The following is a 21,704-nucleotide window of genomic DNA, read 5'->3' on the forward strand; positions in this document are numbered from 1 at the left end:
CGTTTGTCGCGGAGAAAAACCGCTTCACACTTTTCCGGATCATGCGGAAATCCCGTAAAGCTGCTTGGCATTGCCGAGATAGAACGCCGAGCGATTGGCTTCACTGACACCCGCCGGCAGCACGCGCGACGGCTCGTCGTAGTCCCAATGCGGATAGTCTGTCGCGAACAACAGACGGTCCCAGCCGATCCAGTTGATGACGTCGAACAGATCCTCGCGCCGCTCGGGGTCTTCCATCGGCTGCGTCGTCCACCACACCTGCTCGCGGATATATTCCGACGGTGGCCGCTTCACATGCGGCACTTCGCTGCGCAGCCGCTGCCAGACCTTGTCGAGCCGCCACGCCAGCGACGGCGCCCAGCCGAAGCCGGCCTCGATCATCACCATCTTCAGTTTCGGGAAGCGCTCGAACACGCCTTCCAGAACAAGGCTCGCCAGCGCCGATTGCTGGCACTGCGAATGCCCCACCATCTCCTCGATGTAATAGGACGGCCAGCCTGACGGCGTGATCGGATTGCCGCCGAAGCCAAAGGCGTGAACGCCAACGGGAAGACCCGCCTCTTCCGCAGCCTGATAGATCGGCCAGTAGCGGCGCTGGCCGAGCGGCTCGACATTGCGGCTGAGCAGCAGCACCTGCACGAAGTTCTTGTCGCCGGCACGCTCGCGGATTTCGGCCGCGGCCGACAAGCCATCCTCATTGCCGACGACGATCGAGGCCTTCAGCCGCTTGTCCTTGCTGGTCCATTTGTCGATCTGCCAGTCGTTGATGGCCGAGCATAGCGCGGCCGAGAGCTCGTGATTGCGGATGCCCTGCCCGGTGTTCAGCGGATTGAGCACGCCCAACTGGACATTGTTCGGATCGAGCAGCTGCTTTTGCATGAAAGACAGCGAGGAACCCTGCGGGCCGCCCTCCGGCGGATAGGCATCGCGGCGCGAGGCGTTGGGCTGCGCCTTCGGATAGGGCGGGCCTTCCATCATGCCCTGATAGGCATGGACGCCGTAGACCTCGAGATGATGCTGCCAGCGTTTGGCGAGATAGGGATAGAGCTCGGTACGGGTCGCGCGCGCCGGATGGATGTCGCAGTCCGCGATCGCGGTCTTGGTCGTCAAGGGAGAAGCGGCTTCGGAGTTTTCGCGGAACTGGATATTCATCGCCTTGCCTCCTTTGGCAGCGCGCTCACGTCAGGCGGGGATAGGTTGCATGCGGATTGTCGATCATGATCTTGCGCACGAGATCGGGAGACAGACCTTGAGGCAGCGCGTCCAGGCCGTCGAACTGCCAGTGCGGATAGTCCGTCGAGAATAGGACTAATTCGTCGGACTGCATATGATCAAACAGGCGAATTAATGTCGCTTCGTCCGGCGGCGCATCAAATGGCTGTAACGAGAAGCGGATGTTGCTGCGCACAATTTCCAGCGGCGCGCGATCGACCCAGGGCGTCTCCATCCGCACCCCGCGCCAGAACTTGTGCAGACGCCAGAGATAGGGCGAGATCCATGAGACGCCGGATTCCAGCATCACCATCTTCAGCCGCGGATATTTGGCGAACACACCCTCGACGATCAGGCTGGTGAGCTGGGTCTGGAACGCCTGGGCCTGACCAACATAATCCTCGATGTGATAGGACCCCCATCCCACCGCGGTCGGCGGATTGTGATAGGCGGAACCGGCGTGGATCCCGATCGGCAGGCCGTGCCGTTCCGCCGCCTCGTAGATCGGCCACAGCGCGCGCTTGCCGAGCGGCGTGTCGCCCATGACAAGCATCAGCACCTGCACGAATCGCTTGTCCTCAGCACAGCGCTCGATCTCGGCGACGGCCTTCTCGATGCTTTGCGTCGGGATCACGATCGAGCCGCGCAGCCGCTTGTCACGGTCGAGCCATTCCTTCGCGAGCCATTGGTTCAGCGCGCGGCAGAACGCGGCCTGCATGTCTTCGGAAAACACCATCTGCACGCCGTAAAGCGGGTTGCAGATGGCGTGCGTCAGCTGGAAGGGATCGAGCACATGGCGCTGCATGTCCTCGAGGCTCTCGCCCGGCTTGCCGTTCTCGGGGCGCCAATCCGGTCGCGCAACGATCGGCGAGTTCTTCGGATAGGATTGCGAGACGAGATCGACCATGCCGCGCGTCGTCACCTGATCGCGCCAATAGTCGCTCAGGTAGGGCAGCAGGCTGGTCAGATGCGGCACGGCCGGATGCACATCGCAATCCACCCCGCCGGCGATCAGGGACGCCATCACGTCTCCCTTCTCACGTTTCCTCGTCGTCTCTTGTCGCGGGCGGCGCTCAGCCGCCTCGCCTTGTCCGCCATTCAAGCAGGCCTGCCCTCCGCCCGCAACTCGGCCAAGGCTTCTGTCATATGCTAGGAAGGCTGAGCTCAGTTGCGAGGGAATAAGGGGTCAGGAATGAAAGAGCTCGTCAGCATTGCGGAACAGGTCGCGGCAAAACTGATCGCGCGCAAACAGACCATTGCGGTCGCGGAATCCTCGGCCGGCGGCCTGATCGCGGCGAGCCTGCTCGCAGTGCCCGGCGCGTCCGCCTATTTCCTCGGCGGCGCCGTGGTCTACACCCGCGACGCCAGGCGCGTGCTGATGGATATTTCGGATGAAGGAATGAAGGGCTTTCGTTCCTCCTCGGAGCCCTACGCAAAGCTTCTGGCCGACCAGATGCGCGGCCGCTTCGCATCCGACTGGGGCCTGTCCGAGACCGGCGCAGCCGGCCCGACCGGCAACCGCTACGGCGACGCCGCCGGCCATAGCTGCATGGCGGTCGCTGGACCCGCCACGGAGGTGATGACGCTCGAGACCGGGAGCAACGACCGGTTCGCGAACATGCAGGTGTTCGCGGCGACGGCGCTGAACTTGTTGTTGAAGAAGCTGTCAGACTAGCTGCAGCGTTTCAGTGTCGTCCTGGCGAAAGCCAGGACGACACCAAGGCTCATCTTCCCAGATGCCGCGTAAAGATCCGCACGACGTAGCCCTTGAATCGCGGCGCCTCGTCGTAGAGATCCGAGGCCAGCCGCTCGATGGTCTCGCGCAGCGACATGAACTGCGCCTGCCGCGCGCTGCTTTCGGTGCCTTGCATGCCCGCAAGCTCGTCCATCGCCGCATCGCTGATCTGGCAATGCACGACGTCCTCGTCATTCAACATGGTGAAGCGGAAAGCCAGACGTTCGAGGTCGTGGCCGATGATCTTGTCGCGCGCCAGCGGCATCCCATTGTCCCGTTCGCACCCCCGAACGGGACAATGCAAAAAATCCGACGCCTTGTCACCTTGGCCGCAGGACCAGCGCGGCCCTAATAGGCCAGCGCCGTTCCGGTCGGCTTGTCGAGTGCCGCGGCCAGCGATCTATACTCCGCGCAATCCGTGCCGCAGATGGCTGCAATCCGGCTGAGATGATAGAGCGCCTGCTCGCGGTTACCCCGCTCGAGCTGCCACAGACCGTAATACTGCCATGTCAGGACGTGGTTCGGATCCGCCTTCAGCGCGCGCTCGTACCAGACCTGCGACTGCTCGTAGTCGCCGAGCTTCCGGTAGGAGTAGCCGATGAGGTTGGCGACGTTCGGATGATCGTCATGGCCAAGCGACTTCAATTGCGCGATCGCGCTCGCATAATCGTTGCGCTCGTAGATGGTGTCATAGGCCACGCGGTAGCCGGCCGCGAAGGCGGGATCGTCGATACTCGACTGGTTGTTCGGCTTCTTGCCTTTCTGGGTCGCCTTGGTGCGGCTCGGGTAGGTCGGGGCCGGCGTGCTCTGGCTGGACGAGGGGTGCGCGAAGGGGTCCATGCCGCCCCCGCCGCCACCCCCGCCTCCGCCACCACCTCCGCCGCCTGCCGCCAAGGCAGGACCAGACCCGGTTAGGGCGACGAGCGCCGCGAGATACGCGCAGCGAGCGACAAACCTGATGATCGGAGCGAGCATTGTGGTCTCCTGATGTCTGCTGGAAGTCACCCCGGATGAGATGACAACCCTGCCCTGGCGCGGATATTCCCGGGATACGCGCGCGAGCACATCAGGAGCTCGGCACGACAGCTGTGCTGCCGTTGTTCAGGTCGCTCCGGCCGGCTTACTGGAACGCGACTTCGGCAAAGCTGCGCAGCTTGCGCGAATGCAGCCGCTCCGATTCCTGCTGCTTGAGCCGCTCCAGCGCCTTGAGGCCGATCTCGAGATGCTGGCCGACGCGCCGGCGGTAGAATTCGCTGGCCATGCCGGCGAGTTTGATCTCACCATGCAGCGGCTTGTCGGAGACGCAGAGTAGCGTGCCGTAGGGGACGCGGAATCGGTAACCGTTGGCGGCGATCGCGGCCGATTCCATGTCGAGCGCGACCGCGCGCGATTGCGACATGCGGCGGATGACCTCGGGCCCCGAGATCTCCCAATTGCGGTTGTCGACGCTGGCGACGGTGCCCGTGCGCATCAGGCGCTTGAGTTCGAAACCTTCCAGACCCGTGACGTCCTCCACCGCCTGTTCCAGGGCGACCTGCATCTCGGCCAGCGCCGGAATCGGCACCCACAGCGGCAGCTCGCGATCGAGCACGTGGTCCTCGCGCACATAGCCATGCGCGAGCACGTAGTCGCCGAGCCGCTGCGTGTTGCGCAAGCCCGCGCAATGCCCGAGCATCAGCCAGGCATGCGGCCGCAGCACCGCGACGTGATCGGTGACGTTGCGCGCGTTGGACGGACCGGTGCCGATATTGATCAGGGTGATGCCGCGATAGCCGGGCATCATCAGATGGAAGGCCGGCATCTGCGGAATACGCGTGGGCGCGTCTCCGGTCGTCACACCGCCGCTGCGCGTGATGACGTTGCCCGGCGCGACGAAAGCTTCGAGGCCGGCCTCGCCGGATTGAAGCCGCTGCTGACACATCTGCGCAAAGGCATCGACGTAGAACTGGTAGTTGGTGAAGATGACAAAGTTCTGGAAATGCTCGGGATCGGTGCCGGTGTAGTGATAGAGCCGGCGCAGCGAATAATCGACGCGGGCGGCGCGAAACAACGACAGCGGCTCGGGCGCGCCGGCCTGAAGCTCGAACGTGCCGTCGGCGATCGCGTCGTCCATCGTAGCGAGATCAGGCACGTCGAACGCATCGCGCAGCGAGCGCGTGACGGACGAATTCTCGCTGGTCGTGATGGCGGCTTCGATGTTGATGTCGCGGCGATAGGCGAAGTGGATCGGGATCGGCTCGGCCGACTCGCCGATCTCGACGGGAACGCCGTGGTTCTGGATCAGGAGCCCGATCTGCTCGGTGAGATAGGCGCGGAACAGATCCGGCCGCGTCACGCTGGTCTCGTGCACGCCGGGCCCCGCGACGAAGCCATAGGCGAGACGCGAATCCAGCCGCGCATGCGTCGCGGTGGTGAGCCGGACGAAGGGATAATAGGCCCGCACCCGCGTCGTGATTGCCTCGCCCGAGACATAGGCCTCGAACCGGTCGCGCAGGAATTTGGTGTTGCGCTCGTAGATCTCTTCGAGACGGGCGACGGCGAGGCCCGCATCGGAGAAGGATTTCGTGGCGATGGGAGATGGGGATTGCATTGTTCGACCGCCGGGTTGATGGGCTTGAGTCGAACTATAGCAAAGAAGAACGTCTCGTAGGGTGGGCAAAGCGGAGCGTGCCCACGATCTTCCTCGGCATTCAGAAATCGTGGGCACGGTGCGCCTTTGCCCACCCTACGAGATCGAACCTGCGGCTCGAGATCCCGGATGCGCGCTAAGCGCGCTCCGGGATGACGCGCTTTCGCGCGTCACTTCTCGCGGAAGGCTCGCATGAACTGGTCGTGCAGCGGCTTCAGCAAGTACGACAGCATCGTACGGTCGCCGGTCTGGACGAAAGCCTCCACCGGCATGCCGGGGATCAGCTTGGAATCGCCGAGCCGGGCGACCTCCTCGGGCGACATCGAGACGCGGATGGTGTAGTAGCTCTGGCCCGTGCGCTGGTCCGTGGTGACGTCGGGCGAGACACGGCTGACGACGCCGTTGAGCTCGGGCGTGGTGCGCTGGTTGAAGGCGGAGAGGCGCAGCAGGGTCTTCTGGCCGATCTGGAGCTTGTCGATGTCAACCGGATTGACCTTGGCCTCGACCTGGAGGTCGTCGGCCTGCGGCACGATCAGCATCAGCGCATCGCCGGCGGTGACGACGCCGCCGACGGTGTGCACCGTCGATTGCAGCACCATGCCGTCCTGCGGCGCGCGAATGTCGACGCGGCGGAGCTGATCCTCGGCCGCGACCTTGCGCTCGATCAGCTCGCCGCTCTTGTCGTTGGTCTCGCGCAGATCCTTGGAGACCTCGCTCACCATGTCCTTGTCGACCTGGATGATCTGAAGCTCGGTCTCGGTGATCTTGCCCTTGGCCTGCGCCCGCGAGGCTATGTATTGCGCGCGCTCGCCATTGAGGCGGGCCGAGTCGCGTTCCAGCGTGGTCAGGCGCGAGATCTGCACCAGGTGCTTGTCATAGAGATCGCGCACGCCGGTGAGCTCCTGCTGCACCAGCACGATCTCCTTGTCCTTGGCCTTCTCCTGCGCGGACAGACCTTCGATTTCCTCGTTGAGCTGCTGGATGCGCTCGCGCAGCTGCGCCTTCTGGCCGGCACGGCCGTTGACGCGGACGTCGAACAGCTTGGCTTCGGCGGAAAGCAGTGCCTTGACGTCAGGATCGTCGCCGCGATCGAGCAGCGATTGCGGGAACTCGATCTTGTCGAGACCGCGCTGCTCGGCCTGCAGCCGCGCCGCGCGCGCCTGCGCGGCGTCGAGATTCTTGGTGACGATGGCGAGATTGGCCTTGGTGACGGTATCGTCGAGCCGCACCACGATGTCGCCGGCCTTGACCACGTCGCCGTCGCGGGCGCGCACCTCGCCGACCACGCCGCCGGTCGGGTGCTGCACCTTCTTGACGTTGGATTCGACCACGATCTGGCCCGGCGCGATCAGCGCGCCGGAGATCAGCACCGTCGAGGCCCAGCCGCCAAGGCCCAGGGCCAGCACCAGCACGATCGAGATGCCGAGGATCAGGTGAAAGCGGATCGACTCCCGCACCGTCCTGTTCGCGGCGGGCTTCGTGCCGCCAACCGTCATGGTGCTCATGGTTTGGCCACTCCGCCTTCGCTGACGATCTTGATCGGCGCCGGCGGCGCGACGCGGGGCTGCAGCACCTGGGCGAGCACCTGCTCCTTCGGGCCGAAGGCCTGCATGCGGCCGTCGCGAAGCACCAGGATCTGGTCGACCGCCTCGACGCCGATGGGCCGGTGCGCCACCACGATGACGATGGCGCCGCGCTCGCGCGCGCTGCGGATCGCGCGGGTCAGCGCCTCATCGCCTTCGGTGTCGAGATTGGAGTTCGGCTCGTCCAGCACGATCAGGAACGGATTGCCGTAGAGCGCGCGCGCCAGCGCCACGCGCTGGGCCTGGCCCGCGGAGAGCGAAGCGCCCTGCTCGCCGACCTGCGTGTTGTAGCCCTCGCGCATCTTGATGATCATCTCGTGCACGCCGGCTTCCTTGGCCGCGGAGATGATGCCGTCGGAAGTCGCCTCGGGGTCGAAGCGGCTGATGTTCTGCGCGATGGTGCCGCCGAACAGCTCGACGTCCTGCGGGAGATAGCCGATGTGGCGGCCGAGCACGTCGGACGACCATTGGTCGAGCGCCGCACCGTCGAGCCTCACCTTGCCGCGGACCGGATACCAGACGCCGACCAGCGCGCGGATCAGCGAGGATTTGCCGGAGCCGCTCGGTCCGATCACGCCGAGACCGTTGCCGGCTTCGAGAGCGAAGGTGACGTCCTGGACGATCAGGCGCTGGTCGCCCGGGGCCACCATGGCGATGCCTTCGACCGAGAGGCGGCTGGTGGGCGCCTGCAACTGGGTCGGCGTCGCCTGCGCCGGCATCTGTTCCAGCAGGCGGCTGAGGCGGTGCCAGCTCTGGCGCGCCGCGACGAAGGATTTCCAATGCGCAATCGCGAGATCGACCGGCGCCAGCGCGCGGGCCGAGAGGATCGAGCCCGCGATGATGATGCCGGCGGTCGCCTCCTGATGGATGACGAGATAGGCGCCGACCGCGAGCACCGCCGATTGCAGCATCATGCGCAGCACTTTTGCGATCGCGCCGAGGCCGCCGGCGACATCGCTCGCACGCTGATTGCCGACAAGGTATTTTTCGTTGGCCTCGCTCCAGCGCGCGTTCAGCCGGCCAGCCATGCCCATCGACACCAGCACTTCGGCATTGCGGCGGCTGGACTGGGCGAGATCATTGCGCTGGGCGGCAAGGCCCATCGCCTCCTTCGCCGGCTGACGGGACAGGTACTCGGTGACCAGTGTCAGGCCGACCAGGATGATGGCGCCGACCAAGGCGGTCACGCCGATCATGACGTGGAAGGCGAAGCAGATGGCGAGATAGAGCGGCAGCCAGGGCAGGTCGAAGAACGCGCTCGGGCCCATGCCGCCGAGGAAGGAGCGGACATTGTCGAGGTCGCGCAGCGGCTGCAGCCCTTCGTTGCGGTTACCGACCAGGAGCGGCAGGCGCACGATGGTGTCGAACACGCGCTTGTTCAGGGCTTCGTCGAGCGCGGTGCCGACCCGTCCGAGGATGCGGCTGCGGATCATGTCGAGCACGCCCTGCGCCATGTAGAGGCCGCTGGCGAGAACGATCAGGCCGACCAGCGTCGGAATGCTGCGGCTCGGCAGCACCCGGTCATAGACCTCCAGCATGAAGATCGACCCGGTCAGATAGAGCAGGTTGATCATGCAGCTCATGAAGCCGACGCCGACGAACGCTGTGCGGCAGGCACGGAGCGCGTCACCGAGCTCTGAACGGCGGAGGCCGGGAACGGCTGCCATCAGTCTGATCTCTTCCGGGTAAGGGGTAATACCCCTGATTTAAAACGCAAATCGAGGCGTACGCGCCCTGGATTAATATCGGGTTCTCCCCGGCTGCAATGCAATCGAATTAATCCGGGCCTTCGCCACATCTACCCCGGACGGCCCGATCCGCAAGTCCGGTATTTCACAGTCTTTGCGGCTTTTTATAGCAAAGACAAGCGCCTCTCCCCAGGGTCGCGGGGAGAGGCGCTCGGTTCCAATCGATCGAACGGCCTAGAGCCGGCCACCGCCGCGCACCAGCCGCACCACCAGCAGCAGGATGATGGCGCCGATGGCGGAAAAGATGATCTCCGAGACCAGCCCGACGCCAATATGGATGCCGAGCTTCGGGAACAGGAAGCTCGCGACAAACGCGCCGGCGATGCCGATCACGATGTCGCCGATGATGCCGAACCCGCTGCCGCGCACGACCTTGCCGGCGAGCCAGCCGGCGACCAGGCCGACGAACAGGATGACGATGAGGCTTTGGCCAGAAATGTACATAAGTTGAAGTCCCTCTCCATTAACGGGGCCATGGAACCGGAACCGGGATGAATGGGGTCTGAATGGTTCCCGGAGGGGACGCTCAGACAGGAACCGCGAAAACAACCCCATGCACAGTAGAGCGGGGGGTGAAAAAGTGGGGGACGCAAGCGAGGTCTGAGTTCGTGGCTACCCCTCTCCCCCGCCCTCCCCCGCAAGGGGGGAGGGAGCGCAGTGGTGCACGAGGCGATGGATGCGCTGAATCGCTTGGGCGCTACGGCGCCGCCACCGGCTCCGCCAGGACGCACCTTGCCGCCCTGCCCGGGCCGACCTCCACATTCGCGGGCAATTGCTCGATGCAGCGCGGCTGCGCCACGGCGCAGCGGGGGGCGAAGGAGCAATTGTGGGGTTTCTCGGCCAGCGACGGCGGGGTGCCGGGGATGGTCTCCAGCCGCTGGCCCCGCTTGGCGCCGTGGATGGTCGAGGCGAGCAGGCCCCTGGCGTAGGGATGCACCGGGGAGCGAACGATGTCGCGCAGACTGCCCTGCTCCACAATCTGGCCGGCATACATCACCGCGACGCGGTCGCAGATCTCGATGGCGACGCCGATGTCATGGGTCACGAAGATGACGGACATGCCGAACTCGCGCTGCAGCTCGCGCAGCAGCAGCAGGATCTGGATCTGCACGGTGGCATCGAGCGCCGTGGTCGGCTCGTCCGCCAGCAGGATCTTCGGCCGACAGGCGAGCGCAAGCGCGATCATCGCGCGCTGGCGCATGCCGCCGGACATTTCGTGCGGATAGGCATCCAGTCGCCGCTTTGCGGAGGGAATGCGCACGACCTCGAGCATTTCGAGCGCCCTCGCCTTGCCCTCCGCGTAACTCTTGCCCTCATGGCGCACGACGCTTTCGGCGATCTGCGCGCCGATGGTGTAGACCGGATCGAGCGCCAGCGCCGGCTCCTGAAAGATCATCGAGACGGTCTGCCCCCGGAATGACGACAGCTCCTCGTCATTCATCGCGAGCACGTCGCGGCCCATCACGTTGACCGTGCCCGAGATCTGCGTGCGCTTCTTCGGCAGCAGCCGCATCAGCGCTCGCAGGGTCACGCTCTTGCCCGAGCCGGATTCGCCGAGCAGGCCCAGCACCTCGCCGTCACCGAGCGAGAGGCTGAGATCGTTCACGGCATAGACCGTGCGCTCCCCGGTGAAGCGAATGTTGAGGCCTGAGATCTCGACGAGCTTTGTCATGACGGCAGTTTGGGTACCCGGTCGTGATAGTCGGTGACGCGCTGGAAGGCGGCGCCGATGGTCAGCAAGGTCGCTTCATCGAAGGAGCGGCCGATCAACTGCATGCCGATCGGCAGGCCGCTCCTGGTGAAGCCCGAAGGTACAGTGAGTGACGGCAAGCCCAGAAAATTCACCGGACGGGTGAACAGCGTGATCCGCTGCAACAGCGCCGGTGCATTCGGTCCACCGCCCACATCGCTCTCGTCGATCGTCGGCGCCGGGATGGGCGAGGCCGGTGCGATGATCGCGTCGACGCCTGCGGCGGCCGCATTGTGCGCCGCGAGTGCCGGGCCGCGCCAGCGCATCGCCTCGAGGTAGGTGATGGCGGGAACCGCGAGGCCGTTTTGCAACCGCATCAGCGTCTGCGCGCCATAGTCCTGCGGCCGCTCGATCATCCAGCGCTTGTGGAAGGCAGCGGCTTCGGCCGCGAGCACGAGCTGGCTCGCCGCCTGCAATTGCCGCTGGTCCGGCAGCTCGACCGTGAGGATGTCGGCGCCCTCGCGCTTGAGCACCGCGATGGTTTCGTCCAGCACGCGTGCGACTTCGCTATCGAGATCGTCGACATAGAACGACGCGGGCACGCCGATCTTGAGGCCCTTCAGCGAGCCCTTGGTCGCCGCGACATAGTCCGACAGCGGCTCATGGCTCGTGGTCGAATCCTCGGGGTCGAGGCCCGCCATCAGCGCCAGCAGCAGTGCGCAATCTTCCGCGGTGCGGGCGAGCGGGCCGACGGTGTCGAGCGATTGCGACAGCGGCATCGCGCCGGCGCGGCTGACGCGACCGACGGTGGTCTTCAATCCGGTGACGCCGCAGAAATGCGCGGGCATGCGGATCGAGCCGCCGGTGTCGGAGCCCAGCGCCGCATAAGCCAGACGCGCCGCGACCGACGCGCCGGAGCCCGATGAGGAGCCGCCGGTGATATGCGCGACGTTCCAGGGATTGCGCACCGGGCCGTAATGGGTGTTGTGGCCGGTCGGGCCATAGGCGAACTCGGCCAGATGCAGGGTGCCGAGGCGAACCTGGCCCGCATCCTTCAAGCGCTGCAAGGCGGTGGACGTGACGGACGGAACGAAATCGCGGCGGATCAGCGAGCCGCAGGTCGCGACGTGGCCTGCGTCGTAGTACATGTCCTTGTGCGCGAGCGGCACGCCATGCAGGGGACCACGGACCTCGCCCTTGGCGAGCGCGGCGTCGGCGGCATCGGCGGCCTTCAGCGCCGCCTCCGACTCGATCGACATGAAGGCGTTGAGATGCGGCTGCCATTGCGCGATGCGGTGCAAAAGCGCGCGCGTCACCTCATGCGAGGACAATTGCTTCATCGCGATCGCACGCGCGACCTCGGTGAGCGTCATCAGGGCAGGCTCGGTGCTCATTTCGACACCTTCTGCGTCTGGGCGAGCGGATAGAGCGCGGGCTCGAGGTCGAACGGCAGCGTGCCGGCGATCGCCGCAAAGCCTTCGAAGGCAGGCCCGATGGAATTGGAGATGCGCGTCGCGATCTCGTCATTCACGGGAACACCGGCGACTTGAGCCGTCGCCTGGATTTCTTTTGTCGTTGGTCTCGTCATGCGGTTTCCTCTCAGGGCGCGCGGCTATGGCCTGAACCCGGAATCGCCATGTAACACGCGGCCTCGTGGCCCATCTTATCCACGGCGGTGAGCTTTGGTGCAGCATTTGCGCAGAGCGGCTCCGCAAACGCGCAACGCGTGTGGAAGCGGCAGCCCGCGGGCGGATCGATCGGATTGGGTGGATCGCCCGAGATCGGCGGCTTCTCGGTGCGGCGGTCCGGATCGGAGGACGGCATCGCAGCCAGGAGCGCACGCGTATAGGGATGTGCGGGGCTATCCCAGACCTGGTCGACCGGGCCGAGCTCGACGACTTCGCCAAGATACATCACCAGCACGCGATCGCTGATGTAGCGCACGACGTTGAGGTCGTGGCTGATGAAGAGATAGGTCAGGCCGAACTCGCGCTTGAGGTCGGCCAGCAGATTGAGCACCTGCGCCTCGACGGATTTGTCGAGTGCGGAGACGGCTTCATCCAGGATCACCAGCCGCGGCGACAGCGCCAGGGCACGCGCGATGTTGACGCGCTGGCGCTGTCCGCCGGAAATCTCGTGCGGATAGCGGTTGGCAAAGTTTTCAGGGCGCAGGCCGACCTTGCCGAGCAGCTCGCGCGCGAGCGCCCGCGCGGCGCCATCGGCCATGCCGTGGACTTTCGGACCAAAGGCGATCGATTCCTCGATGGTCAGGCGCGGATTGAGCGACGCATAGGAATCCTGGAACACCATCTGCATACCGCGACGCAATTCCCGCAGCGATAGCGACTGGCCGACGGTCATGCCGTCATAGACGATGTCGCCGATGTCGCGCGGCATCAGGTGCATCAGCAGGCGCGCGGTGGTCGACTTGCCGCAGCCGGATTCACCGACGATGCCGACGGTCTCGCCCTTCGCCACGGAAAAGGAGACATTGTCGACCGCACGCACGGTGCGTTTCGCGGCGAACAGACCGCCGCGCACCGGGAAATGTTTTGTCAGGCCGTTGACCTGCAGCAGCGGCTGCGCGACGCCGCCGACGTCTTCGACGGGCTCCAGCATGGCGACGGACGTGTTGGTCTCACTCATGGCCGCGATCTCCCACCTCTCCCCATCGGGGAGAGGTCGCGCCGAAGGCGCGGATGAGGGGGCGCGGCAAACTCGGTGCAGCGGAGCCCCTCACCCGGCTCGCATCTGACGATGCGAGCCGACCTCTCCCGATGGGAGAGGTGTGGCACCGTCGCCGTGGCGAACCGCGTCTTTCTCATCATCTCAGTTCCTGATGTCCATGGCGCTGCGCAGGCCGTCCGAGAGCAGATTGAAGCAGATCGAGACCGCAAAAATCATCGCGCCCGGCAAGGCCGCCACCCAGGGGTTGACGTAGATCGCGGTGCGCAGGGTGTTGAGCATCAGGCCCCATTCCGGCTCCGGCGGCTTGGTGCCGAGACCAAGGAAGGAGAGACCGGCGGCCAGAATCATCGAGACCGAGATCAGGCTCGTGGCATAGACGAAGATCGAACCCAGCACGTTGCCGAGGATGTGCACCCGCATGATGGTGAAGGGACCCGCGCCCGAAGCGCGCGCGGCCTCGACGAAATCCATGTTGCGCACGCCGGTGGTGACGCTTTCGGCGACGCGGGTGATCTGCGGCACGAACACCACGGTCAACGACACGATGGAGTTGAGGATGCCGGCGCCGAGCGCGCCGGAAATTGCGATCGCCAGCAGCACGGAGGGGAAGGCGTAGAACACGTCGATCGTGCGCATGATCGCAGTGTTGAGCTTGCCGCCGACATAGCCGGCAACGAGCCCGAGCGAGGTGCCGATGCAGAAGGCGAGGATCACGGGCAGGATGCCGATCACCAGCGACAGCCGCCCGCCATAGATCAGCCGCGCCAGCATGTCGCGGCCGAGCTCGTCGGTGCCGAGCGGATAGCCCACCGTGCCGATGTGGCGCAGGCGGCGGATCATCGAGCCCTTGTAGGGATCTTCAAGACCGAGCCAGGGCGCGAGGATCGCGGAGAGGAAGATCAGCAGCAGCACCAGCGCGCAGGCCATGCTGACCTTGTCGCGCAGGATACGGCGGCCAACAGTTGCCCAATAGCCGCGCGCCTTGGTCGCGGGCGCGGCCTGCAGCGCGGCATCGGCGGCGGCGGATAATGGAAGCTCGCTCATTGGCGCAATTTCCGCCGTCGTCCCGGCGAAAGCCGGGACCCATAGCCACGAAAAGTAGTTTGGCGAGGACTCGTGGTGACCATCTCGTCCCACAATCTCCTGCCGGGGTTATGGGTCCCGGCCTTCGCCGGGACGACACTGAATGTGTGGTGCGTCATCCCCGCTAGCCCCGCTTGATGCGCGGGTCGATCGCGGCTTGCGCGATGTCGACCAGCAGATTGAGGAAGACGAAGAACAGCGCCAGCACCAGGATCGTGCCCTGCAGCAGCGGCAGGTCGCGCTGGAAGATCGCCGAGTTGAGCAGGAAGCCCGAGCCCGGCCAGGAGAACACGGTCTCGATCAGGATCGAGCCGCCGAGCATATAACCGAGCTGAAGCCCCATCACGGCGAGCGCGGTCGGTGCGGCGTTCTTGATGACGTGGCGGAACACGCCGGTCTCGTGCAGGCCCTTTGCGCGCAAGGCTTCAACGAAATCCTGGCTGAGGATGTCGCCGGTGAGCGCGCGTACGGTGCGGGTAACGATGCCCATCGGAATCACCGACGTCGTGATCGCGGGCAGCACGAGATATTTCAGGTGCTCCCAATCCCAGGCCCAGGCGGCCGAGCCGCCGGGCCCCGCGCCGACCGCGGGCAGCCAGTTCAGCTCCACCGAGAAGATGATGACCAGCACCATGCCGAGCCAGTAATGCGGCACCGAGACGCCGGCGATGGCAAACGACGTTGCCATCTTGTCGATCCAGGTCTCGCGAAAGTAGCCGGCGATCAGGCCGAGCAGGATGCCCATGGTGAAGCCGATGATGGCGGCCGCAATCGCCAGCGTGACGGTGTTACTGACCGCGCGCATGACTTCCGCGAGCACGGGCCGCCCGGTCGCGATGGAATTGCCGAGATCGCCATGCAGCGCGCGCAGGAGCCACAGGCCGAACTGCACCGGCAGCGGCCGGTCGAAACCGTAGGCGGCGCGGAGCTGCGCGGCGAGCTCCTGCGAGGCATCGGCCGGCAGCACCGCGACCAGCGGATCGCCCGGCGTGATGTGCACGAGCAGAAAGCACACCAGCGCCACGCTGATGACGATCGGGATGACATAGACGATGCGTCTGGCGATGTAGGCGAGCACTGGGTAACCTAACGAGATGTTGCACAATACGGTGCGCGGGCTTGAGTAAGGGACGCGAGATGCGAGGGTTCCCTCCCCCCTTGCGGGGGAGGGTTAGGGAGAGGGGTGGCCACACAGGGACCGCCCGTGTGGACCCCCTTCCCCAACCCCTCCCCGCAAGGGGGAGGGGAGCCCTACCAGCGTGCTCACCTCACGGCGTCATCGAGATCGGCGAGAAGTCGATGAACCAGCTCTTCGGCTGGATCACGCCGGTGACCTTCGGGCTCATGGCGCGCGGGCCGACGTCGTGGGCGACGTAGAGGAAGGCTGCGTCGTCGACGGAGGCCGCGTGCAGTTCGGCGAGCGCGGCGTCACGCGCGGCGGGATCAAAAGTCTGCCGCGCCTTCTTCACCAGCTCATCGAACTTGGGATTGTTGATAAAACCCCAATTGTTCGAGACCGGCGGCGCCATGCTCGACTGCAGGAAGCGCACCAGCGCAAAGAACGGGTCCATCGCCGCATAGGTGACGTTGGTCGCGTTCGCGCCGTTGGCCGAGGGGTCCTTGGCGCCGCGGCGCCAGTTGGTGAACAGCGTGTTCCACTCGATGACATCGAGCTGCACGTCGAAATAGCATTCGGCGAGCGCCTGCTGGAGATATTCGTTCATCGGCAGCGGCTGCATCTGGCCCGAGCCGGATGCCGATGTCTGGATCTTCACCGTCAGCTTCTTGTTCGGACCAAAACCTGCCTCCTGCATCAGCTTCTGCGCAGCCGGCTTGTCATACTTGATCTCGAAGGTCGGCTTGCCGCGCCAGGGGTGGCCGGGCTCGAAGGTGCCGGTCGCGGGCACCATCAGCCCTGCAAGCAATCCGTCCTTGAGGCCTTCGCGATCGACGCAGAGATTGGCGGCCTTGCGGACGCGAATGTCGTTCCAGGGCGAGCCCTCGACGCGCGAGAACTGCCACGGCCAGACATGCGGCTGCTCGTTGGCGTAGAGCTTGAAGCCGCGCTGCTTGAGCTCGGGCAGCGCATCCGGCGCCGGCGCCTCGACCCAATCGACCTGTCCGGACAGCAGCGCTGCGGTGCGCGCGTTGGCTTCCGGCATCGGCAAGAGCACCATCTTGTCGATCTTGGGCACGCGGGCCTTGTCCCAATAATCCGCGTTCTTCACCAGCTCGAGCCGTTCGCGCGGCGTGAAGCTCGCCATCTTCCACGGGCCGGTGCCCGCGGCGTCCTTGGCGAAGGCAGTCCATGCCGCCTGCGACTTCGCCTTGGCGTCGGCGCCTTCCGCCTTGTCGTAGAAGTGCTGCCACTTCGCCGGGCTCGCCATGAAGAGGTTGGTGAGATTGATCGGCAGGAAACTGTCGGGCTCCTTGGTGGTGAGCTCGACCGTCATGTCGTCGATCTTCTTTGCGGACGCCAGCGTCGGCATGCGAGATGCGGTGACGCCGACCTGGCTGGCGTCGAATTGCGGCGCGTCCTGCTTCAACACCTTGTCGACGTTCCAGACCACCGCGTCGGCATTGAACGGCGTGCCGTCGTGGAAGGTGACGCCGGGGCGCAGCTTGAAGGTCCATTTGGTCTTGTCGGCGTCATCGACCTTCCACTCGGTCGCGAGCCCGGGGATCACCACGCTGGCCTTATCGGCGGACGACAGGTCCCAGCCGGTGAGCGCGTCATACATGGTGACGCCGGTGAAGCGATTGCCTTCAAAACCCTGGTCGGGCTGACCGAGCGTGCGCGGAATATCGGCAGCCGTCATGCCGATGCGCAGCACGGTTTCGGCGCTGGCAGCGCACGGCCATGCGGCCGCCGTCGTCAGGGCCAGCGCCGCGATCAGCGCTGCGCGCGCGGTTGTCTTGATAAGCATTGCCTCAGTCCTCTTCCGGCTTTCAATGATTAATTTTGATGCAATGGCTGTGCCAAATGACCCGCAATGGCGATGCCAAGGAGAAACTTATTCTGCAAATTAGCCCTGCGACGACAAGTCCTTGTGATCGCGGGAAGGCTGAGCAGCCGCGCTGCCTATTCTGGCATCAAGATTGCACGTTTGGCCCCAACCTTTTCCTTAGGTTTTCCTTGGAGCTTTGGGCCATGCGTATTCGTTTATCGACCTGTCTCGCCGTGCTTGCGCTGGCGTTATCGGCAATCCCGGCGCGCGCTGAAACGGTGGTGCGCTACGGCATCTCGATGGCGGACATTCCGCTGACGACGGGCCAGCCCGATCGCGGTGCCGGCGCCTATCAGTTCACGGCCTACACGATCTACGATCCGCTGGTCGCGTGGGAAATGGACGTCGCCGACCGCCCGGGCAAGCTGGTGCCGGGACTCGCGACCGAGTGGAAGGTGGATGATTCCGACAAGACCAAATGGCGCTTCAGCTTGCGCAAAGGCGTGAAGTTTCACGACGGCAGCGAGTTCAACGCCGACGCGGTGATCTGGAATCTCGACAAGGTGTTGAACGACAAGGCGCCGCAATTCGACAAGCGCCAGAGCGCGCAGGTGAAGACCCGCCTGCCCTCGGTCGCCAGCTACGCCAAGATCGACGATTTCACCGTCGAGATCACGACCAAGACCGTGGATTCCTTCTTTCCCTATCAGATGCTGTGGTTCCTGGTATCGAGCCCGGCGCAATATGAAAAGCTCGGCAAGGATTGGGACAAGTTCGCAAGCCAGCCCTCCGGCACCGGCCCGTTCAAGCTGACGAAACTGGTGCCGCGCGAGCTCGCCGAGCTCAGCAAGAATCCGGACTATTGGAATCCGAAGCGTAGTCCCAAGGTCGACAAGATCGTGCTGGTGCCGATGCCGGAGGCGCTGACACGCACCAATGCGCTGCTCGCAGGCCAGGTCGATCTGATCGAGACGCCGGCACCCGATGCCGTGCCGCAGTTGAAGGCCGCCGGCATGAAGATCGTCGACAACGTCACGCCGCATGTCTGGAATTATCATCTGAGCGTGCTGCCGGGCTCGCCCTGGACCGACATCCGGCTGCGCAAGGCGCTGAATCTCGCGATCAACCGTGACGAAGTCGTCGGCTTGATGAATGGCCTCGCCAAACCTGCCAAGGGCCAGGTCGACCCGTCGAGCCCGTGGTTCGGCAAGCCGAGCTTCGACATCAAATATGATCTCGCTGCCGCCAAGAAGCTGGTCGAGGAGGCCGGCTACTCCAAGGCCAAGCCTCTGAAGGCCACCTTCATCATCGCCCAGGGCGGCACCGGCCAGATGCTGTCGCTGCCGATGAACGAATTTTTGCAGCAAAGCTTCAAGGAGATCGGCATCGATATCGAGTTCAAGGTGGTCGAGCTCGAAACGCTCTATACCCACTGGCGCAAGGGCGCGGCCGACGAGATGAACGCCGGCATCACCGCCAACAACATCGCCTATGTCACCTCGGACCCGCTCTATGCCATCGTCCGCTTCTTCGCCTCCGACCAGGTCGCGCCGGTCGGCGTCAACTGGGGCGGCTACAAGAACCCGAAGGTGGACGCGCTGATCAACGAGGCCAAGCAGACGTTCGATACAGCCAAGCAGGATGATCTGATCGCCCAAGCCCATGCCTTGATCGTCGACGATGCCGTGCTGGTCTGGGTCGTCCACGACACCAACCCGCACGCGCTGTCGCCGAAGGTGAAGCAGTTCGTGCAGGCGCAGCACTGGTTCCAGGATTTGACGACGATCGGGGTGGAGTGAGGGGGCAAGCACAGCTGCCGTAGGGTGGGCAAAGCGCAAGCGTGCCCACCAATTGTCGCGGTTAAGAAGACGTGGGCACGGCGCATGCGCGCCTTTGCCCACCCTACGGGAGCTGATGGTGAGGCCACACACGGCGCGTCAAACTCAGGCGTCGTCCCGGCGCAGGCCGGGACCCATAACCGCAGGATCGAGTTTGGTGAAGATCGTCAACTCCGATCTCGCGCAACAACTTCTGCTGCGGAGTATGGGTCCCGGCCCCCGTGCGCAATTGCGCACTAGGCCGGGACGACACCTTTGTTGACGCACGAGTGAGCGCAACTCGCGTAGCAGCCCCCTACTTCGTCAGCAGCGCGTACGCTCCCGACCAGCCCTCCGGCGGAGGATTGGCCTTGAATTCCTTGATCCGCGCTTCGTACAGCTTGAACAGCTTTTCCAGCGTGTCGGCGTCCTCGCTGCGGCGGCCGCGCTCGATGGCGTCCTGCGCGCCCTGCCAGTCGCGGCCGCGGTAGCAGCTGAGCATCTCGATGGTGATGTTGCGCAGGCGCTGGAACGCGGCCGACTGCATCACGTCCTCGCGGCCGGCGATGGCGTAGATCACCTCGGGCTCGGTCTTGCCCTTGACCATGATGAAATCGAGCTCGAGGATCGCGAACTTGTCCTTGGCGGCAAGCGCCGTGCGGGATCCGACGATGATCGGAAAACCGTATTCCTTGGTTTGGCCTTCCAGGCGTGACGCCAGGTTCACGCTGTCGCCGAGCACCGAATAGTTCTTCTTCAGATCGGAGCCCATGTTGCCGACCACGCCGATGCCGGTGTTGAGGCCGATGCCCACGTTGAGCGGGATGTAGACGTGCCCGCCATCGGCGGCTTCCTGCTCGCGCTCCTTGTTGACCTCATCGATCTTCTCGAGCATTTGGATCGCGGCCTCGCAGGCATTGACCTGGTGTTCGGCATCGTCGAGCGGCGCATTCCAGAACGCCATGATGGCGTCGCCCATGTATTTGTCGACGTAGCCCTTCTGCTCGATGATCACGTCGGTGAGCGGCGTCAGGAAGCGGTTCATCAGCGTGATCAGGCCTTGCGGATCCTGCTTGTAGCTCTCCGAGATCGTGGTGAAGCCGCGCACGTCGGAGAACATGATGGTCAGCTCGCGCTCCTCGCCGCCGAGCACGACTTTCTCCGGCGATTGCGCGAGCTGCTCGACCAGCACCGGCGACATGTATTGCGCGAAGATGCCGCGGATCTGCACGCGCTGCCGCTGCTCGCGCACGAAGCTCGAGAAGATGAACGTCAGGTAGATCGCGGTGGTCGACAATAGCGGATAGGTGAAGTCGACGAGGTAGCGTTTCTGCCAGTAGTAGAACCAGGACGTGCCGACCAGCACCGCGGCGAACATCGCACCCGCGAGCACCAGCCGCACCGGCCCAAGGTTCGGCGTGAAGATGATGACGAGAAGGCCGATGATCAGCGCGGCCAGCAGCTCGATGCCGAGCGCATAATTCGGCTGCGAGATCACCGCGCCGCCGCTCAGCACGCTTTCGAGTATCTGGGCGTGAATCTCGACGCCCGGCATGGTCGAGGACACCGGCGTGGTCTTGATGTCGTTCAGCCCGGCCGCGGAGGTGCCGATCAGCACCAGCTTGCCGGCGAGCTTGCTGGGCGGCACGGTGTTGTCGAGCACGTCCGCTGCCGACACATAGATCGAAGGATCCCGGCGAGCGTAATGCACCCAGAGCTGCCCGTTCTTGTCGGTCGGGATCTCGACGCCCTTAAGGCGGATGGCACGGATGCCGGTCTTGTCGGTGCGAACAAGCAGTGTCGGGGTACCCGTGACGACCCGCAGGATCTCGAGGCTGAGCGAGGGCATGATATTGCCCTGGGCCCACATGATCATCGGCACGCGGCGGATGAAGCCGTCGCGCTCGGTCTTGATGGAGAACAAGCCACGACCGGCGGCGACCTTCTCGATGACGGGCACGTTGCGCAGCAGGCCGGGGAATTCGAACAGGAAGTTTTCCGCATTCGCTTCCCCGACCGTCGCGACTCCGGTGAAAGGAAGCGTCTTGTCGAGTTCGGATTCGACTTGTGGCAGCCCGGTTTCGCCGAGGACGACTTTCGAACGCTTGATCGCTTCGGAGAGAATCTGGTCGTTGCTCGGCAGCTCGCTCAGCTTCATCCGCGTGGCGTCGTCCAGATAGCGCATCTGGTTGGCGACCAGATCCGGATTGAGCCGGTCGGGTTCGGAGAACACCACGTCGAAGCCGATCGCCACCGCGCCGTTATTGGTGAGGTTGATGATCAAATCCGCGATCCGCGTGCGCGACCACGGCCACTGGCCGAGCCTGGCGAGGCTCTTGTCGTCGATGTCGACGATGGTGACCGGCCGCACCGTCTTGTGGCGCGGATCGATCAACTGGAACAGGTCGAAGGTGCGCAGCCGCAATTCCTGGACCGGCGGCGGATCCCAGACGCGCAAGCCGGCGAAGACGACCAGCAGCGCAAGGCACACCAGCCGCGCCAAGCCGAACTTTCGCGCGAACCACCGCCGCAGGATCTTGAGACGTTTCATGCCGAATGAATATCACGCAT

At 64.6% G+C, this 21,704-nt stretch carries 18 protein-coding genes; 2 read left to right on the forward strand and 16 right to left on the reverse strand.

The window, feature by feature from the left end; all coding sequences use genetic code 11:
- Nucleotides 1–39: 39 nt before the first annotated feature.
- Together NLM32_RS43600 and NLM32_RS43605 are read right to left on the reverse strand one after the other, a co-directional pair.
- Nucleotides 40–1,152 carry an amidohydrolase family protein gene (locus tag NLM32_RS43600; RefSeq protein WP_254134791.1) on the reverse strand — a complete coding sequence of 371 codons (1,113 nt, stop codon included), beginning with the start codon at nucleotides 1,150–1,152 and terminating at the stop codon, nucleotides 40–42.
- Between the two features lie 25 nt (nucleotides 1,153–1,177).
- Complete coding sequence (locus NLM32_RS43605) at nucleotides 1,178–2,236, reverse strand: amidohydrolase family protein (protein ID WP_254134792.1); 1,059 nt, start codon at nucleotides 2,234–2,236, stop codon at nucleotides 1,178–1,180.
- Between the two features lie 168 nt (nucleotides 2,237–2,404).
- On the opposite strand from NLM32_RS43605, the gene NLM32_RS43610 reads away from it, so the two are divergent.
- Complete coding sequence (locus NLM32_RS43610) at nucleotides 2,405–2,887, forward strand: CinA family protein (RefSeq protein ID WP_254134793.1); 483 nt, start codon at nucleotides 2,405–2,407, stop codon at nucleotides 2,885–2,887.
- A 49-nt stretch (nucleotides 2,888–2,936) separates the two neighbouring features.
- On the opposite strand, the gene NLM32_RS43615 is transcribed toward NLM32_RS43610, so the two are convergent.
- The 13 genes from NLM32_RS43615 to NLM32_RS43675 form a co-directional block, all read right to left on the reverse strand.
- Nucleotides 2,937–3,212 carry a DUF1488 family protein gene (locus NLM32_RS43615; RefSeq protein WP_254134794.1) on the reverse strand — a complete coding sequence of 92 codons (276 nt, stop codon included), beginning with the start codon at nucleotides 3,210–3,212 and terminating at the stop codon, nucleotides 2,937–2,939.
- Nucleotides 3,213–3,295: 83 nt separating this feature from the next.
- On the reverse strand, nucleotides 3,296–3,922 hold the full coding sequence (locus NLM32_RS43620) for a lipopolysaccharide assembly protein LapB (protein ID WP_254134795.1): 627 nt from the start codon (nucleotides 3,920–3,922) through the stop codon (nucleotides 3,296–3,298).
- Nucleotides 3,923–4,067: 145 nt separating this feature from the next.
- Nucleotides 4,068–5,537, reverse strand: coding sequence for an AMP nucleosidase (locus NLM32_RS43625; protein ID WP_254134796.1), 1,470 nt, complete (start codon nucleotides 5,535–5,537; stop codon nucleotides 4,068–4,070).
- Between the two features lie 209 nt (nucleotides 5,538–5,746).
- The gene (locus NLM32_RS43630) at nucleotides 5,747–7,081 is read right to left on the reverse strand and encodes an HlyD family type I secretion periplasmic adaptor subunit (protein WP_254134797.1); all 1,335 of its coding nucleotides are present in this window, start codon (nucleotides 7,079–7,081) and stop codon (nucleotides 5,747–5,749) included.
- A complete protein-coding gene (locus tag NLM32_RS43635) occupies nucleotides 7,078–8,826 on the reverse strand; it encodes a type I secretion system permease/ATPase (RefSeq protein WP_254134798.1) in 1,749 nt (582 codons plus the stop codon). The genes NLM32_RS43630 and NLM32_RS43635 overlap by 4 nt, the downstream gene beginning before the upstream one ends.
- 255 nt (nucleotides 8,827–9,081) lie before the next feature.
- Nucleotides 9,082–9,351 carry a GlsB/YeaQ/YmgE family stress response membrane protein gene (locus NLM32_RS43640; RefSeq protein ID WP_254134799.1) on the reverse strand — a complete coding sequence of 90 codons (270 nt, stop codon included), beginning with the start codon at nucleotides 9,349–9,351 and terminating at the stop codon, nucleotides 9,082–9,084.
- A 253-nt stretch (nucleotides 9,352–9,604) separates the two neighbouring features.
- A complete protein-coding gene (locus tag NLM32_RS43645; RefSeq protein ID WP_254134800.1) occupies nucleotides 9,605–10,579 on the reverse strand; it encodes an ABC transporter ATP-binding protein in 975 nt (324 codons plus the stop codon).
- A complete protein-coding gene (locus NLM32_RS43650) occupies nucleotides 10,576–11,991 on the reverse strand; it encodes an amidase (RefSeq protein WP_254134801.1) in 1,416 nt (471 codons plus the stop codon). Before NLM32_RS43650 ends, NLM32_RS43645 begins: the two co-directional genes overlap by 4 nt.
- Nucleotides 11,988–12,185: a hypothetical protein gene (locus NLM32_RS43655; RefSeq protein ID WP_254134802.1), complete on the reverse strand. Its 198-nt coding sequence runs from the start codon at nucleotides 12,183–12,185 to the stop codon at nucleotides 11,988–11,990. The genes NLM32_RS43650 and NLM32_RS43655 overlap by 4 nt, the downstream gene beginning before the upstream one ends.
- An 11-nt stretch (nucleotides 12,186–12,196) precedes the next feature.
- A complete protein-coding gene (locus tag NLM32_RS43660) occupies nucleotides 12,197–13,243 on the reverse strand; it encodes an ABC transporter ATP-binding protein (RefSeq protein ID WP_254134803.1) in 1,047 nt (348 codons plus the stop codon).
- Nucleotides 13,244–13,426: 183 nt separating this feature from the next.
- On the reverse strand, nucleotides 13,427–14,329 hold the full coding sequence (locus NLM32_RS43665; protein WP_254134804.1) for an ABC transporter permease: 903 nt from the start codon (nucleotides 14,327–14,329) through the stop codon (nucleotides 13,427–13,429).
- A gap of 163 nt (nucleotides 14,330–14,492) precedes the next feature.
- On the reverse strand, nucleotides 14,493–15,446 hold the full coding sequence (locus tag NLM32_RS43670; protein ID WP_254134805.1) for an ABC transporter permease: 954 nt from the start codon (nucleotides 15,444–15,446) through the stop codon (nucleotides 14,493–14,495).
- A 190-nt stretch (nucleotides 15,447–15,636) separates the two neighbouring features.
- Complete coding sequence (locus NLM32_RS43675) at nucleotides 15,637–17,295, reverse strand: ABC transporter substrate-binding protein (protein ID WP_254134806.1); 1,659 nt, start codon at nucleotides 17,293–17,295, stop codon at nucleotides 15,637–15,639.
- Nucleotides 17,296–17,519: 224 nt separating this feature from the next.
- Between NLM32_RS43675 and NLM32_RS43680 the strand changes: the two genes are divergently transcribed.
- Nucleotides 17,520–19,115 carry an ABC transporter substrate-binding protein gene (locus tag NLM32_RS43680; protein ID WP_254134807.1) on the forward strand — a complete coding sequence of 532 codons (1,596 nt, stop codon included), beginning with the start codon at nucleotides 17,520–17,522 and terminating at the stop codon, nucleotides 19,113–19,115.
- Between the two features lie 334 nt (nucleotides 19,116–19,449).
- Here NLM32_RS43680 and NLM32_RS43685 read toward each other — a convergent pair whose 3' ends face one another.
- Entirely contained in the window at nucleotides 19,450–21,684 is a 2,235-nt protein-coding gene (locus tag NLM32_RS43685; protein ID WP_254134808.1) for a CHASE2 domain-containing protein, read from the reverse strand.
- Nucleotides 21,685–21,704: the final 20 nt, after the last annotated feature.

It is taken from the genome of Bradyrhizobium sp. CCGUVB14, from assembly GCF_024199935.1.
Taxonomy (GTDB): domain Bacteria; phylum Pseudomonadota; class Alphaproteobacteria; order Rhizobiales; family Xanthobacteraceae; genus Bradyrhizobium.